The 15,123-nt window shown below is 65.8% G+C and carries 12 protein-coding genes; 4 read left to right on the top strand and 8 right to left on the bottom strand.

All coding sequences use genetic code 11. From position 1 onward, the window contains the following. Positions 1–575: 575 nt before the first annotated feature. The 3 genes from EGM71_RS04110 to EGM71_RS04100 all read right to left on the bottom strand — a co-directional run bounded on the left by EGM71_RS04110 (position 576) and on the right by EGM71_RS04100 (position 2,910). Entirely contained in the window at positions 576–1,190 is a 615-nt protein-coding gene (locus EGM71_RS04110) for an RluA family pseudouridine synthase (protein WP_188487961.1), read from the bottom strand. A 123-nt stretch (positions 1,191–1,313) separates the two neighbouring features. Beyond that, positions 1,314–2,300 (bottom strand): malate dehydrogenase, encoded by a 987-nt coding sequence (locus EGM71_RS04105; protein WP_004153634.1) that lies wholly within the window; start codon positions 2,298–2,300, stop codon positions 1,314–1,316. Between the two features lie 118 nt (positions 2,301–2,418). Further along, positions 2,419–2,910: a peptidylprolyl isomerase gene (locus tag EGM71_RS04100; protein WP_004153629.1), complete on the bottom strand. Its 492-nt coding sequence runs from the start codon at positions 2,908–2,910 to the stop codon at positions 2,419–2,421. 250 nt (positions 2,911–3,160) lie between these two features. Here EGM71_RS04100 and typA point away from each other — a divergent pair, with 250 nt between their 5' ends. From typA to EGM71_RS04085, 3 genes are read left to right on the top strand one after another with little or no spacing between them, the layout of a single operon-like run. Beyond that, positions 3,161–5,008: a translational GTPase TypA gene (gene typA / locus EGM71_RS04095; protein ID WP_188487959.1), complete on the top strand. Its 1,848-nt coding sequence runs from the start codon at positions 3,161–3,163 to the stop codon at positions 5,006–5,008. An 11-nt stretch (positions 5,009–5,019) separates the two neighbouring features. Then, entirely contained in the window at positions 5,020–5,487 is a 468-nt protein-coding gene (locus EGM71_RS04090) for a DUF2127 domain-containing protein (RefSeq protein WP_005415426.1), read from the top strand. A gap of 41 nt (positions 5,488–5,528) precedes the next feature. Next, positions 5,529–7,151 (top strand): amidase, encoded by a 1,623-nt coding sequence (locus EGM71_RS04085; protein WP_188487957.1) that lies wholly within the window; start codon positions 5,529–5,531, stop codon positions 7,149–7,151. 92 nt (positions 7,152–7,243) lie between these two features. Here EGM71_RS04085 and EGM71_RS04080 read toward each other — a convergent pair whose 3' ends face one another. Both EGM71_RS04080 and EGM71_RS04075 read right to left on the bottom strand, forming a co-directional pair. After that, positions 7,244–8,383, bottom strand: a complete 1,140-nt coding sequence (locus tag EGM71_RS04080) for a mechanosensitive ion channel family protein (RefSeq protein WP_188487956.1) — start codon at positions 8,381–8,383, stop codon at positions 7,244–7,246. Positions 8,384–9,037: 654 nt separating this feature from the next. Continuing rightward, the gene (locus EGM71_RS04075; RefSeq protein WP_188487954.1) at positions 9,038–10,429 is read right to left on the bottom strand and encodes a class II 3-deoxy-7-phosphoheptulonate synthase; all 1,392 of its coding nucleotides are present in this window, start codon (positions 10,427–10,429) and stop codon (positions 9,038–9,040) included. A gap of 217 nt (positions 10,430–10,646) precedes the next feature. Here EGM71_RS04075 and EGM71_RS04070 point away from each other — a divergent pair, with 217 nt between their 5' ends. Next, a complete protein-coding gene (locus tag EGM71_RS04070) occupies positions 10,647–12,770 on the top strand; it encodes a TonB-dependent receptor (protein ID WP_188487952.1) in 2,124 nt (707 codons plus the stop codon). Between the two features lie 64 nt (positions 12,771–12,834). Here EGM71_RS04070 and EGM71_RS04065 read toward each other — a convergent pair whose 3' ends face one another. The 3 genes from EGM71_RS04065 to EGM71_RS04055 form a co-directional block, all read right to left on the bottom strand. Then, positions 12,835–13,341: a disulfide bond formation protein B gene (locus EGM71_RS04065; protein WP_005415421.1), complete on the bottom strand. Its 507-nt coding sequence runs from the start codon at positions 13,339–13,341 to the stop codon at positions 12,835–12,837. A 161-nt stretch (positions 13,342–13,502) separates the two neighbouring features. Beyond that, positions 13,503–13,886 carry a 50S ribosomal protein L17 gene (gene rplQ, locus EGM71_RS04060; protein ID WP_005408217.1) on the bottom strand — a complete coding sequence of 128 codons (384 nt, stop codon included), beginning with the start codon at positions 13,884–13,886 and terminating at the stop codon, positions 13,503–13,505. A 191-nt stretch (positions 13,887–14,077) separates the two neighbouring features. Further along, positions 14,078–15,076, bottom strand: coding sequence for a DNA-directed RNA polymerase subunit alpha (locus tag EGM71_RS04055; protein ID WP_005408216.1), 999 nt, complete (start codon positions 15,074–15,076; stop codon positions 14,078–14,080). Positions 15,077–15,123 lie beyond the last annotated feature (47 nt).

Here is a 15,123-nt window from a genome sequence, read left to right as displayed (position 1 = left end):
CCTGCAGAAGCCGAAGCAACAGCAGAAGCTGGCTTACTGGGGGATGGCGGGGTGGGTCCGGTTGCGGGGGACGCCGTGAATCCGTCCATGGAGGCTCGGTCGCCGCATCCATGCGGCTCACGCCCCCTCAACCGGACCCACCCCGCCTTCGGCAGACTGCCGCGATCTGTCGGAACGGCGTTCTGCCTTGGCGGGTGTCGACCTTGGTCGACTGCTCTGGTAGGTGTCGACCTTGGTCGACACGGTAGATCCACGCCATGCGTGGATGATTCATTCGATATCTGAAAGAAAAATCGTGTCGACCAAGGTCGACACCTACCAACAGCGGCGCAGAACGACGGCCGCAGTTACCAACAGCCGCGGAAATCTGTCAGAGGTGGGGCGGTGTGGGTGGGCAGGACCGTGGGCGCCATGGATGGCGCCATCGAGCCCCCATGGACGGGTTTACGGCGTGTCCTGCCCACCCACACCGCCCCGCCCAACCCGCAGAATGCACGCTGTTGCTGTTGCTATTGCTGTTGCCGGCCAGCGGCCGGCACTACCGCAGGTGCAGGGCTGCAAGCCCTGCCGAACCCCTAGAACGGAGTCGCGGACTCGAACGCGAGCGCCACGCCCGTCACCGGGTGGGTGAAGCTCAGGTTGCGCGCATGCAGATGCACACGCTGCGCCGGCGCGGCGTCATACAGCACGTCACCGACGATGGGATGGCCCAGGCTGGCCATGTGCAGGCGCAGCTGATGGCTGCGGCCCGTGATCGGTTCCAACTCCACGCGGGTGCGCTGCGCTTCGACATCACGCGCCATTACGCGCCAGCGCGTCAGTGCCGGCTTACCGCGTTCGTGATCGATCATCTGCTTCGGCCGGTTCAGCCAGTCGACGATCAACGGCAGGTCCACTTCGCCGGCATCGCCCGCGAGCAGCCCCTGCACCACCGCTTCATACCGCTTGCCGACCTGGCGCTGCTCGAACTGCATCGACAACGCCGCCTGCATGTCCTTGCCACGCGCATGCAGCAGCAGCCCGGAGGTCACCTGATCCAGGCGGTGCACGGTCAACGCATCCGGGTAAAGCGCCTGCAGGCGCGCGACCACGCAGTCCTGGTTCTCGGCGCTGCGGCCGGGCACGGACAGCAGGCCGGCGGGCTTCTCGGCCACCAGCAGCGCGTCGTCGATGTAGTGCAGATGGATCATGCGGTTCCGTATCCGTCCAAACAAAAACGGGGAAGCCGAAGCTTCCCCGTTTTCTGCGTACCGACCAACGGTCGGCACCTACCTTGATGGGAGACGTACCGGCCGGAGCCGGTACCGCCTGCATCAGCCCAGCAGGTGGGCGACGCCGGCGCGCTCTTCTTCCAGCTCGGCCAGGGTCTTGTCGATGTACTTCTGGCTGAAGTCGTCGATCGGCAGGTCCTTCACCAGGGTGTACTTGCCGTTCTCGGTGGTCACCGCGAAACCGAAGATCACGCCTTCCGGAATGCCGTAGGAACCGTCGGACGGCACGCCCATGGTGACCCACTTGCCGTTGCTGCCCAGCACCCAGTCACGCACGTGGTCGATGGCAGCGTTGGCGGCCGAAGCAGCCGAGGACGAGCCGCGGGCTTCGATGATCGCTGCGCCGCGCTTGCCCACGGTCGGGATGAAGGTGTTGGCGTTCCACTCCTGGTCGTTGATCGCATCGGCGATCGACGCACCGTCGGCGGTGGCGAAACGGTAGTCCGGGTACATGGTCGGGCTGTGGTTGCCCCACACGACCAGCTTCTCCATGCCACCGACCGGCTTGCCGAGCTTGGTCGACAGCTGGCTCAGCGCGCGGTTGTGGTCCAGGCGCAGCATGGCGGTGAAGTTTTCCGGCTTCAGGTCCGGAGCCGACTTCATGGCGATGTAGGCATTGGTGTTGGCCGGGTTGCCGACCACCAGCACCTTCACGTCACGGCTGGCGACCTTGTTCAGCGCCGCGCCCTGGGCGGTGAAGATCTTGGCGTTTTCCAGCAGCAGGTCCTTGCGCTCCATGCCCGGGCCGCGCGGACGCGCGCCGACCAGCAGGGCGATGTCGGCGTCCTTGAACGCGACTTCGGCGTCATCGGTGCCGACCATGCCGGCCAGCAGCGGGAAGGCGCAGTCTTCCAGCTCCATCATCACGCCCTTCAGGGCGGCCTGGGCCTTGTCGACCGGCAGTTCCAGCAGCTGCAGGATGACCGGCTGGTCCTTGCCCAGCATTTCGCCGGAGGCGATGCGGAACAGCAGGGCATAACCGATCTGGCCGGCGGCGCCGGTCACGGCAACACGAACGGGTGCTTTCATGGGGGTTTCCTCTTGCTTGCAAGCGTTTGATGGGACGCCGCGGGCATGGCCACGCAGGCCTGGCGAGCGGCGGGGAACAGGGAAACGGCCACCCGAGGGTGGCCGTTTCGAAGGGGAATCAGGCGGCGAGGTGCTTGTTCCACTCCGCGACGCGCTCGGCCTGGGCAGCCAGCACGGCGTCGACGTCGCCTTCCAGGGTGATCGAATGGATCACATCGCCCTGCTTGACCGAATCGACGATGGCCTGGCCTTCCAGGACCTTGCCGAAGACGGTGTGGCGGCCGTCCAGCCAATCGGTCTTGATGTGGGTGATGAAGAACTGGCTGCCGTTGGTGTTCGGGCCGGCGTTGGCCATCGACAGCGAGCCGACCTCGTGCTTCACGCCATTCTTCTCGTCTTCGAACTTGTAGCCCGGGCCGCCGGTGCCACGACCCTGCGGGCAGCCGCCCTGGATCATGAAGTCGGCGATCACGCGGTGGAAGATCAGGCCGTCATAGAAGCCGTGCTTGACCAGGTTCACGAAGTTGGCCACGGTCAGCGGCGCCTTGTCAGCGAACAGCTCGACCTTGATCGGGCCCTGGGTGGTGTCGAAAGTGGCGATGAGGGACATGAAGATCCTTGATGCAAAGGGGAATGCGTCTAGCCACCTAGTTTACACCTGCCTCGTGGCGCCGGAGCCTTCGACCATCGGTGGAGACCCCGGCTTCAGTCACCGGAAGGGGAGCTCCGGCCGGGCGGCAGGCAGTCAGCTGAATGGGGCCCCTGACCGGCGTGAAATCCACCTTTTCGCGAATCGTCAAGTTCGACGTATAATGTTGGACTTCTTTTTCCAAATCCGGCGCCGACTGGCCCCCTTTCGTATGTCCATCGAAAATCTTCGCAACATCGCCATCGTCGCCCACGTCGACCATGGCAAGACCACCCTGGTCGACCAGCTGCTGAAGCAGTCCGGCACCCTGTCCGAGCGTACCGTCCTCGCCGAGCGCGTGATGGACAGCAACGACCAGGAAAAGGAACGCGGCATCACCATCCTGGCCAAGAACACCGCCATCACCTGGGAAGACAAGAAGACCGGTATCAAGAACCGGATCAACATCGTCGACACCCCCGGCCACGCCGACTTCGGCGGTGAGGTCGAGCGCGTGCTGTCGATGGTCGACACCGTGCTGATCCTGGTCGACGCGATGGACGGCCCGATGCCGCAGACCCGCTTCGTGACCCAGAAGGCCTTCGCGATGGGCTTCAAGCCGATCGTCGTGGTCAACAAGGTCGACCGCCCGGGCTCGCGTCCGGAGTGGGTGATCGACCAGGTCTTCGACCTGTTCGACAAGCTCGGCGCCACCAATGAGCAGCTGGACTTCCCGATCGTCTACGCCTCGGCCCTGAACGGCTACGCCGGCCTGGAAGACACCGTGCGCGACGGCGACATGACCCCGCTGTACGAAGCGATCATGCAGCACGCCCCGCGTCCGGAAGTGGATCCGGAAGGCCCGTTCCAGATGCGCATCAGCCAGCTGGACTACAACAACTTCGTGGGCGTGATCGGTATCGGCCGCATCCAGCGCGGCACCCTGAAGAAGAACATGCAGGTCGCTGTCATCGACCGTGAAGGCAAGAAGCGCAACGGCAAGGTCGCCCAGGTGCTGGGCTTCCTGGGCCTGGAGCGCATCGAGCAGGACTCTGCCGAAGCCGGTGACATCGTGGCCATTTCCGGTATTCCGGAACTGACCATCTCCGACACCCTGTGCCACCCGGAAAACCCGGAAGCCCTGCCGGCGCTGACCGTCGACGAGCCGACCATCTCGATGACCTTCCAGGTCAACAACTCGCCGTTCGCCGGCAACAAGGACCTGTCCGGTGGCAAGTTCCTGACCAGCCGCCAGATCAAGGACCGTCTGGACCGCGAACAGGTCCACAACGTGGCCCTGAAGGTCGAACAGCTGGAAGACGCCGACAAGTTCCTGGTCTCCGGCCGTGGCGAACTGCACCTGTCGGTGCTGATCGAGAACATGCGTCGTGAAGGCTACGAGCTGGCCGTGTCGCGCCCGGAAGTGATCATCAAGGAAATCGACGGCCAGATGATGGAGCCGATCGAGCAGCTGGTGGTGGACATCGAAGAAGTGCACCAGGGCGGCGTGATGGAAAAGCTCGGTACCCGCAAGGGCCAGCTGAAGAACATGGAACCGGACGGCAAGGGCCGTGTGCGCCTGGAGTACCAGATCCCGGCCCGTGGCCTGATCGGTTTCCAGAACGAGTTCAAGACCCTGACCCAGGGTTCGGGCCTGCTGTTCCACGTGTTCGACCATTACGGCCCGAAGGAACAGGGCGCCATCGCCAAGCGCATCAACGGTGTGATGATCGCGAATGCCCCGGGTACCACCCCGGCGTACTCGCTGGGCCCGCTGCAGGAGCGCGGCAAGCTCTTCGCTGCTGAAGGCGACAACGTGTATGAAGGTCAGCTGGTCGGCATCCACTCCAAGGACAATGACCTGACCGTCAACGCGATCAAGACCAAGCCGCTGACCAACATGCGCGCTTCGGGCAAGGACGATGCGATCCAGCTGACCCCGGCGATCAAGTACTCGCTGGAACAGGCCCTGGACTTCATCGAAGACGACGAGCTGGTCGAGATCACCCCGAAGGAGATCCGTCTGCGCAAGAAGTTCCTGACCGAAAGCGATCGCAAGAAGGCTTCGCGCGGCGGCTGAGCCAGCACCTCGTGAACCAGAGCGGCTACAACCCGGATCCGCACCGGCATCCGGGTCTCCATGTCATCGCCCTGCTCGAAGCGAGCAAGGCGATGCTGGCGTTGTTGGCCGCCACCGGGCTGGAAGTGCTCGGACCGCAGCCGCTGCGGCACGGCATCATGGTCCTGATCCGGCGTTTCAGCCTGGATCCGGACCACGGCACCCTGCCCTCGCTGCTGCACATGATCAGCCCCGACGCGGTCCACCTGGCCGCGGCGGGGATGATCGGCTACGGCCTGCTGCACCTGGTCGAAGCCTGGGGCCTTTGGCGGGCCAAGGCCTGGGCCTCCTGGCTGGGCTGCCTGACCGCCTCTCTGTACCTGCCCTTCGACATCTTCGCGATCATCCGCCACCCCGGCTGGCCGTCGTGGACGATCCTGGCGATCAACTTGATCGTGGTCTACGTCCTCGCCCGCGACCTGCGCAAGCGCCATCGCTGAGCACCGGCTACACTGGGGATTGGAGCCGACCAAGCCGCCCCATGCGCCCGTCCTTGCCGCCTCTGCTGACCTGCCTGCTTGCCGCGCTGCCTGCGCTGCTTTCGGCTGGCTGCAGCCCGGCCACGTCCAGCGCGCATGCAGCCGAACCCGCGAGCCGCAACGTGCCGTTCCCGTACGCCGAAACCGATGTCGTTGACCTGCAGGCGCGGATGAGCGCCGGCGAGCTGGACAGCGCCAGCCTGGTCCAGGCCTACCTGCAGCGCATCGCCGCCCTGGATCGCGCCGGGCCACGCCTGCGCGCGGTGATCGAGCTCAACCCCGATGCCCTGAAGGAAGCCGCCGAACGCGACCGCGAGCGCCGTGATGGACGCCTGCGCGGCCCGCTGCACGGCATCCCGGTGCTGCTGAAGGACAACATCAACGCCGCCCCGATGGCCACCAGCGCTGGCTCGCTGGCACTGCAGGGGTTCCGCCCGGACGACGCGTATCTGGTGCGGCGGCTGCGCGAAGCCGGCGCCGTGGTGCTGGGCAAGACCAATCTCAGCGAATGGGCCAATTTCCGCGGCAACGATTCGGTGTCCGGCTGGAGCGCGCGCGGCGGCCAGACCCGCAATCCCTATCGCCTCAGCCACTCACCCTGCGGCTCCAGCAGCGGCAGTGCGGTGGCAGTCGCCGCCAACCTTGGCAGCGTGGCGATCGGCACCGAAACCGACGGCAGCATCGTCTGTCCTGCGGCGATCAATGGCATCGTCGGTCTCAAGCCGACCGTCGGCCTGGTCAGCCGCGACGGCATCATCCCGATTTCCTTCAGCCAGGACACGGCGGGGCCGATGACCCGCAGCGTCGCCGACGCCGCGGCCGTACTGACCGCGATCGCCGGGCGCGACGATGCCGACCCGGCCACGGCGACCATGCCCGGTCGCGCGGTGTACGACTACACCGCGCGGTTGGATCCTCAGGGCCTGCGTGGCAAGCGCATCGGCCTGCTGCAGACGCCGCTGCTGAAGTACCGCGGCATGCCACCGCTGATTGAGCAGGCCGCCACCGAGCTGCGTCGGGCGGGTGCCATCGTGGTGCCAGTGGAACTGCCCAACCAGGGCGCCTGGGCCGAGGCCGAACGCACGGTACTGCTGTACGAGTTCAAGGCCGGGCTGGAGCGTTACTTCAACGCCCATCGCGCGCCCCTGCGCAGCCTGGCCGAACTGATCGCCTTCAACCAGGCGCACAGCAAGCAGGAACTGGGCCTGTTCGGCCAGGAACTGCTGGTGGAGGCCGACGCTACCGCCGGCCTGGCCGACCCCGCCTACATCCGCGCACGCAGCGATGCGCGCCGGCTGGCTGGCCCGGAAGGCATCGACGCCGCCCTCGCCGCCCACCAGCTCGACGCGCTGGTCGCACCCACCACCGGCGTGGCGTGGCCGATCCGCAGCGAAGGCGACGACTTCCCCGGCGAGAGCTACAGCGCCGCCGCCGTGGCCGGCTATCCCAGCCTCAGCGTGCCGATGGGCCAGATCAATGGCCTACCGGTCGGCCTGCTGTTCATGGGCACCGCCTGGAGCGAACCGAAGCTGATCGAAATGGCCTACGCCTACGAGCAGCGCACCCGCGCGCGGCGACCACCGCGCTTCGACACCGACACCCTGATCGACGCCGGCGAGCCGTGAGCTCCGGTGACGCCGCAAAATCTTGACTTCCGGTAGTGCCGGCCGCTGGCCGGCAGCTCGATCGCTCCGGCGTTGCCGGCCAGCGGCCGGCACTACCGATCCTGTGGCTCCATCGGCAAGATTGCCGCCTCCCCATCTTCAGCCCCCGGCGATCGCACATCCACGGTGCGTGCACGTGGACCGCGCGGCATGTCCAGCTCGTCTGCATGCTGCAGCCGCGCACGCACCTGCGGCAGCGACTGCGGATGCTCACGCGCCAGGAAATCAAGCATGCGTTCGCGCACCAGGCAGCGCAGATCGAAGGCATCGCCCGAGCTGCGCGCACTGACCAGCAGGCGCACCTGGATCGCACGCTCGCTGGTCTCGGTCACCTGGGTCACGCAGACCCGGCCATCCCACAGCGCTTCACCCCGGCAGATGCGCTCCAGCTCGGCGCGAATTGCCGCGATCGGGGCACGATAGTCCAGCCACAGAAACGCCGTGCCAAGCAGGTCGGCGCTGCGTCGCGTCCAGTTCTGGAAGGGGTTCTCGATGAACCAGGTCAGCGGCACCACCATCCGCCGCTCATCCCAGATGCGCACCACCACATAGCTGCTGCCGATCTCCTCGACACGCCCCCACTCGCCCTCCACGATCACCACGTCATCCAGCCGGATCGGCTGCGTCACCGCGATCTGCAGACCGGCGATCAGGTTGCCGAACACCGGCTTGGCGGCGATACCGGCCACCAGGCCGATCAGGCCGGCCGAGGCCAGCAGGGCGGTACCGATCTTCTGCACCATCGGGAAGGTCAGCAGCACCAGCGACGCGCCCAGCACGATGATGCCGCCCATCAGCACGCGGCTGAGCACCCGCGTCTGGGTCTGGATGCGGCGCGCCTCCAGGTTGTCGGAGACATCGATGGGATGGCTGCGCAGGATTGCCCGCTCACCGGCCGCCACCGCCCGCACCAGCAACCAGATGAAGCAGGCAGTCAGCGCGATGTGCAGCACATGCTGCAGGTTGGCCAGCAACGGATCCCGCAGTGGCGTGGCCTGCAATGCGGGGATCAACAGCAGCAGCGGCCATGCAGTGGCCATCGGAAGCCCGAGCACACGCCCGATGCGCGCGCGCCGACGATCACGCCCCTTCAGCCGATGGTAGATCCACAGGATCAGCCACGCGCCGATGCCACCCACCAGCACCGCCCCCCCCAGCGGCCATGCATACGCCTGTGCGCTTTGCCAGTGCACCGTTGCCACCTCCACTCGAACAGCAAGCGGACAGCCTCGCGCATGATGCATGAGCGTCACGTCAGTCGTTCGTAAGGAGGGTGTTGCTCGGCAGGGCTTGCAGCCCTGCACCTGCTGCGAGCTGGAGCAACAGCAACAGCCGAAGCAGAAGCGGGTTTCCTGTGGGATGGCGGGGTGGGCCCGGTTGCGGGGGACGGCGTAAATACGTCCATGTAGCCTCGGTCGCGCCATTCATGGCGCTCACGCCCCCGCAACCGGACCCACCCCGCCTTCGACAGTTTTCCGCAATCTGTCGTAGATCCACGCCATGCGTGGATGAATCTCCATCGAAATCGAATATTTCGAATTGGAAACGATAAGCGTCCACGCATGGCGTGGATCTACCGTGTCGACCAAGGTCGACACCTACCAACAGCAGCAGGAATCTGTCAGAGGCGGGGCGGTGTGGGCAGGCAGGACCGTTGGCGCCATGGATGGCGCCATCGAGCCCCCATGGATGGGTTTACGGCGTGTCCTGCCTGCCCACACCGCCCCGCCATCCCACGGAATGCATGCTGTTGCCGTTGCTTCGGCCGTTGCTTCGGCCGTTGCCGTTGCCGTTGCCGTTGCCATCGCGTCCGCAGGTGCAGGGCTGCAAGCCCTGCCGAAAACCCCTTACCGCACCTGTTCCTGCTTGCGCACGATCGCCATCGCAATCTCCAGCGACTGCTCGTAGTTCAATCGTGGGTCCACCGTCGAACGATACGCGCGCTCCAGGTCACGCTCGGTCAGTTCGCGCGCGCCACCGGTGCACTCGGTCACGTCTTCGCCGGTCAGTTCCAGGTGCACACCGCCCAGGCGCGTGCCTGCGGCCGCATGCAGATCGAACGACATCTCCACTTCACCGCGCACGTTGTCAAAGCGACGGGTCTTGAAACCGTTGGCAGTGCTTTCGGTATTGCCATGCATCGCATCGCACACCCACAGCACGCGACGGCCATCGCGCTTGACCGCGTCCAGCAGCGGCGGCAACTTCTCGGCAATCTGCGCGGCACCCATGCGGTGGATGAAGCTCAGTCGACCCGGCTCGTCATGCGGGTTGAGCACATCGATCAGGCGCAGCAGCTGGTCCGGCGTCACCGACGGGCCCACCTTGATCGCAATCGGATTGCGCACGCCACGCAGGTACTCCACGTGCGCGCCATCGAGCGCGGCCGTGCGCATGCCGATCCATGGGTAATGCGTGCTCAGGTTCAACCAGCCCTGCTGGCGTGGCACCTGCCGGGTCAACGCCTGCTCGTAGGGCAGCAGCAGCGCTTCGTGCGACGTGTAGAAATCGATGCGGTTGAGGTTGTGCACGCGGGCCCCGGCGAGGGTTTCCATGAAGTGCACCGCATCACCGATCGACGCCACCATCTTCTGGTACTCGGCGGCCAGCGGTGAATGCCGCACCCATTCCAGGTTCCAGTATTCGGGGTGGTGCAGGTCGGCGAAGCCGCCATCGATCAGCGCACGCACGAAGTTCATGGTCATCGCCGAATGCGCATGCGCCTGCAGCATCCGCTTCGGGTCCGGCAGGCGTGCCGCCTCGGTGAACGCCGGCGCATTGATCACGTCACCACGGTAGCTGGGCAGGGTCACGCCGTCGCGGGTCTCGGTATCGGCCGAGCGCGGCTTGGCGTACTGGCCGGCAAAGCGCCCAACGCGGATCACCGGCTGGCGCAGGCCGTGCACCAGCACCAGGCTCATCTGCAGCAGCACCTTCAACCGGTTGGAAATGGTGCCCGATTCGCAGTCGCTGAAGTTCTCGGCGCAATCGCCGCCCTGCAGCAGGAAGCGCTTGCCTTCCTGCGCATCGGCCAGCTGCTGCTTCAGCGCCAGGATCTCCCACGAGGTGACCAGCGGCGGCAGCCGCTTCAGCTCGTGCAGAGCGGCGTCCAGCGCCACCGGGTCGGGATAGGTCGGCATCTGCAGCGCGGTCTTGCCACGCCAGCTCTCCGGCGACCAGGCAGCGCCAGCAGCGGTCGCGGCAGGATCGGGGACAGGCGAAACGGCGGACAGGCTCATTGCAGACTTCCGGAGGTGGGGGACGTTCATGGTCGCAGAGCCGACCGCTGTCGCAAAGGGCCGAACGCCGTCTGCACATGACTGAACGCCGGGGAAAGGGCATCGCGATCGGCCAAAAACCGCATGCCCACACCCGCCCGGACAGGCGCATGATTCGCCACGCACTGTTACGAAGTAACACTCAATCCCCATTGGCCCCTTCCACAGCCTATCCGCCATGAAGCCCTCCCTGCTTGCTACCGGCATCACCTTCGCCCTGACCCTGGCCAGCCTGCCTTCCCTCGCTGTGGCCGCCGATGCCACCGCTCCGGTGAAGGACCTCGACACGGTCACCGTCAGCGCCCAGCTCGACCAGGCCCGCAATGCGCTGTCGCCGGACATCGGCAGCAGCCAGTACCAGATCACCGCCGAGGACATCCAGAAACAGCCGCTGGGTGCCTCCGCGCCGCTCAGCCAGGTGCTGCTGCAGGCCCCGGGCGTGGTCCAGGATTCCTACGGCGGCGTGCACGTGCGCGGCGACCACGCCAATCTGCAGTACCGCATCAACGGCGTGCTGCTGCCCGAATCGATCTCGGGCTTCGGCCAGACGCTGGATGCACGCACCATCAAGAGCATCCGCCTGATGGATGGCGCGCTGCCGGCGCAGTTCGGCGAGCGCACCGCTGCAGTGGTCGACATCACCACCCGCAGTGGCGCCGAGCTCGGCAATGGCGGCAGCGCCGGTCTGACCGCAGGCTCGTTCGGCAAGATCAATCCGAATGCCTCGTGGTGGGGCAACCAGGGGCGCTGGAGCTGGTTCCTGACTGGCAACTACGACCAGAACGAGGTCGGCCTGGAGAACCCGACCTCCTCGCGCAAGCCGCTGCACGACGACACCCACCAGGGCAAAGCGTTCGCCGACCTCACTTACCTGGTCAACGAGAACACCCGCCTGAGCGTGTTCGCCGGCTTCGCCAACAATCGCTTCCAGATCCCGGTCAACCCCGGGCAGACCCCGCAGTTCGGTTACCTGGACACCACCACCTTCGACTCCAGCCAGCTGGATGAAACCCAGCGCGAGACCACGCGCTTCGGCATGCTGGTGCTGCAGGGCACGTTGGGCAGCACCGCCTACCAGCTGTCAGCCGGGCAGCGCTACAGCGATGTGGCGTTCAACCCGGATGTCATCGGCGATCTGGTGTTCAGTGGCGTCGCCTCGCAGGTGCAGCGCAGCAACCGCGCCAACACCCTGCAGGCCGATTTCTCCACCCCATTGGGCAACGACCACACGTTGCGCTATGGCCTGTACGGCAACTACGAGAACGCACGGGCCAGCAACAGCAGCTGGGTGTTCCCGGTCGATGACGCCGGCCAGCAGTCCAGCACCACGCCGCTGCTGATTCCTGACCGCGGCGCCTTCCATGCCAGCACGCTGGCGTTGTACCTGCAGGATGAATGGAAGCTCGGCGACGACTGGACCGTCAACTACGGCCTGCGCGGAGATCGCTACAAGGCCTTCGGCCACACCGAGGGCCAGCTCAGCCCCCGCGTGGGGGTGGTCTGGAATGCGAGCGACAGCACCACGGTGCATGCCGGCTATTCGCGCTACTTCACGCCTCCGGCCAGTGAGCTGATCGCCAGCAGTGATATCGCCCTGTACGACGGCACCACCAACCAGCAGCCGAGCGGCGGCAACAACACGCCACTGGCCGAACGCAGCGACTACTACGACATCGGCGTCTCGCAGCAGCTGGGCGAACACCTGACCCTGGGCCTGGACGCCTACGACCGCCGTGTCGCGCGCCTGCAGGACGAAGGCCAGTTCGGCGCCGCCTACATCTACTCGACGTTCAACTACCGCCGCGGCCATATCCGTGGCCTGGAGTTCAGTGCCGACTACAGCAACGGTCCGTTCAGCGCCTACTTCAACGCGGCGTACAACAAGGCCATCGGCACCCAGGTCATCACCGGCCAGTACAACCTCGATCCGGACGCGCTGGCCTATGTGGCCAACCACTGGATCCACCTCGACCACGACCAGAAGCTGACCTCATCGGGCGGCTTCAGCTACGCCTTCGCCGGCCACAACCGGGTCGGCGCCAACTACGTGTTCGGTAGCGGCCTGCGTTCGGACATCGAGGGCGTGCCCAACGGCGGCGAGCTGCCGTCCTACCTGCAGGTGAACCTCAGCGCCGGGCATGACTTCAATGCCGACAGCGGCCATCCGCTGCATGTGCAGCTGGCCGTGATCAATGCATTGGATCGCAGCTACCAGTTGCGCGATGGCGGCGGCGTCGGTGTATTCGCCCCGCAGTGGGGACCGCGCCGCGGCGCCTACCTGAGCCTGCAGCAGGAGTTCTGAGATAGTGCCGGCCGCTGGCCGGCATTCCCACGGTATGCCGGCCAGCGGCCGGCACTACCCTGCTTCAGCGCTTGACCTTGCGCAGCGACACCACCAGCGCCCACAGCGCCAGCAGCACGAACCATACGCCCGACCACATCGGCATGGTCAGGCCCAGGAACGTCCAGTCGATGTTGCCGCAGTTGCCGGTACCGGTCAGCACCGTGCGGAACACTTCCAGCGGCCCCATGGTCTCGCGCAGGAAGCTCAGCGGCGGGCCGCAGGTCGCACCCATCTCCGGCGGCAGCATCTGCACGTACACGTGGCGCGCTGCGATGCCGACGCCCACTGCGGCGGCAATGAAGGCGAGCACGCCGTAGGTTGCCCGGCCGGGACGGTTGGAGGGTCCGTGCAGTGCGCCGATCAGGAACAGCAGGCCCAGCGCGGCAAATGCCAGGCGCTGGAAGATGCACAGCGGACACGGCTCCAGGCCCATCTTCAGCTGCAGGAAGATCGCGTAGCCGAGCAGGCCCGCGCAGATCAGGAAGCCCAGGAAGAACTGGGCGCGGAAGGGCCAGCGCAGTGGATTCATCGTCAACGCTCGAATGGATCAATGCGCCAAGCGTAACCGAGAGTGCGCGCCATTCGAACCGCCACAGGTGACGCCTGTCGGAACGGTGCGGGTCAGATCCCTGAAAACGCAAAAGCCCGGCAGAGGCCGGGCTTTCGCTGTGTCGCGTTGAAGCGGTCCGATTACTCGGCCACTTCCTCGGCCACGACCGGACGGTCAACCAGCTCGACATAGGCCATCGGCGCGTTGTCGCCGGCGCGGAAGCCGCACTTCAGCAGACGCAGGTAGCCGCCCGGACGGTTCGCGTAGCGCGGGCCCAGGATGGTGAACAGGTTGCCCACGGCTTCGTTGTCGCGCAGGCGGGCGAAGGCCAGACGGCGGTTGGCGACGGAGTCGACCTTGGCCAGGGTGATCAGCGGCTCGGCAACGCGGCGCAGTTCCTTGGCCTTCGGCAGGGTGGTCTTGATCAGTTCGTGCTTGAACAGCGAGGCGGCCATGTTCTTGAACATCGCTTCGCGGTGGGCGCTGGTACGGCTGAACTTACGGCCAGACTTCTGGTGACGCATGGTGATATTCCTTGGTTAATGATGAGGCTGTGCGGATCGTTGTCGCCATCCTGGCGTTGCTGCGCGGACTGCGGTTGGTCCTGGTCGCCCGTCCTGGACGACCTGCCCCGCGAACCTGCGGTTCGTCGTGGCATGTTGTGTTGCGTTGAAGGCCCCACCGCGAACGGTGGAGCCTTCAGGCATTACCGATATCAGCCCAGCATGCCGTGGCTGGCGACGCCGGCCGGCGGCCAGTTCTCCAGCTTCATGCCGAGCGACAGGCCGCGCTGAGCCAGCACTTCCTTGATCTCGGTGAGCGACTTCTTGCCCAGGTTCGGGGTCTTCAGCAGCTCCACTTCGGTCTTCTGGATCAGATCGCCGATGTAGTAGATGCTTTCAGCCTTCAGGCAGTTGGCCGAACGCACGGTCAGCTCCAGATCGTCGATCGGGCGCAGCAGCACCGGATCCACGCCGTTGTTGGCCGGCTTGGCCGCACCGCGGTCGCGGTGGGTGAAGTCACCGAACACCGACAGCTGGTCGCTGAGGATGTCGGCGGCGGTGCGCACGGCTTCCTCGGCGTCGATGGTGCCGTTGGTCTCGATATCGATGACCAGCTTGTCCAGGTCGGTGCGCTGTTCGACACGTGCCGCTTCCACGGCATAGGCGACACGGCGGACCGGCGAGAACGAGGCATCCAGGACCAGGCGGCCGATGGCACGGGTTTCTTCGTCCGGACGACGACGCGCGGCAGCCGGCTGGTAGCCGAAACCACGTTCGATCTTCAGACGCATGTTGATCGCCGTATCCTTGGTCAGGTGGCAGATCACATGGTCGCCGTTCAGGATCTCCACATTGTGGTCGACCTTGATATCGGCAGCGGTGACAACGCCCGGGCCCTGCTTGGACAGGGACAGGGTGGCGCTGTCGCCGGAGTGCATACGGATGGCCACGTCCTTCAGGTTCAGCAGGACTTCGAGCACGTCCTCCTGCAGACCTTCGACCGTGGTGTACTCATGCAACACGCCGTCGATTTCGACTTCCGTGATGGCGAAGCCCGGGATGGACGACAGCAGCACGCGACGCAGGGCGTTGCCCAGCGTATGCCCGTAACCCCGCTCCAAAGGTTCGATAACGACCTTTGCACGGGTGTCGGTAAGGCGTTCGATCTGCGGACCGCGAGGACGCAGAACCTGGTTGGCGGTAACCGTCATGTTGCGGGTTCTCCTAGTGAACCCCCGGCCGTCGCCGGGGGCTCTCC

The organism is Stenotrophomonas maltophilia (genome assembly GCF_006970445.1).
GTDB lineage: Bacteria > Pseudomonadota > Gammaproteobacteria > Xanthomonadales > Xanthomonadaceae > Stenotrophomonas > Stenotrophomonas maltophilia_AU.
Note: the sequence above shows the minus strand (reverse complement) of the source record. Positions and strands in the feature narration are given on the sequence as shown.

What these genes read in the sequence shown, in the direction of transcription:
- EGM71_RS04110 (WP_188487961.1), bottom strand. Translation starts at nt 1,190, where the DNA reads ATGATCCATCTGCACTACATCGACGACGCGCTGCTGGTGGCCGAGAAG.
- EGM71_RS04055 (WP_005408216.1), bottom strand. Translation starts at nt 15,076, where the DNA reads ATGACGGTTACCGCCAACCAGGTTCTGCGTCCTCGCGGTCCGCAGATC.
- EGM71_RS04065 (WP_005415421.1), bottom strand. Translation starts at nt 13,341, where the DNA reads ATGAATCCACTGCGCTGGCCCTTCCGCGCCCAGTTCTTCCTGGGCTTC.
- EGM71_RS04100 (WP_004153629.1), bottom strand. Translation starts at nt 2,910, where the DNA reads ATGTCCCTCATCGCCACTTTCGACACCACCCAGGGCCCGATCAAGGTC.
- EGM71_RS04105 (WP_004153634.1), bottom strand. Translation starts at nt 2,300, where the DNA reads ATGAAAGCACCCGTTCGTGTTGCCGTGACCGGCGCCGCCGGCCAGATC.
- EGM71_RS04075 (WP_188487954.1), bottom strand. Translation starts at nt 10,429, where the DNA reads ATGAGCCTGTCCGCCGTTTCGCCTGTCCCCGATCCTGCCGCGACCGCT.
- typA (WP_188487959.1), top strand. Translation starts at nt 3,161, where the DNA reads ATGTCCATCGAAAATCTTCGCAACATCGCCATCGTCGCCCACGTCGAC.
- rplQ (WP_005408217.1), bottom strand. Translation starts at nt 13,886, where the DNA reads ATGCGTCACCAGAAGTCTGGCCGTAAGTTCAGCCGTACCAGCGCCCAC.
- EGM71_RS04070 (WP_188487952.1), top strand. Translation starts at nt 10,647, where the DNA reads ATGAAGCCCTCCCTGCTTGCTACCGGCATCACCTTCGCCCTGACCCTG.
- EGM71_RS04085 (WP_188487957.1), top strand. Translation starts at nt 5,529, where the DNA reads ATGCGCCCGTCCTTGCCGCCTCTGCTGACCTGCCTGCTTGCCGCGCTG.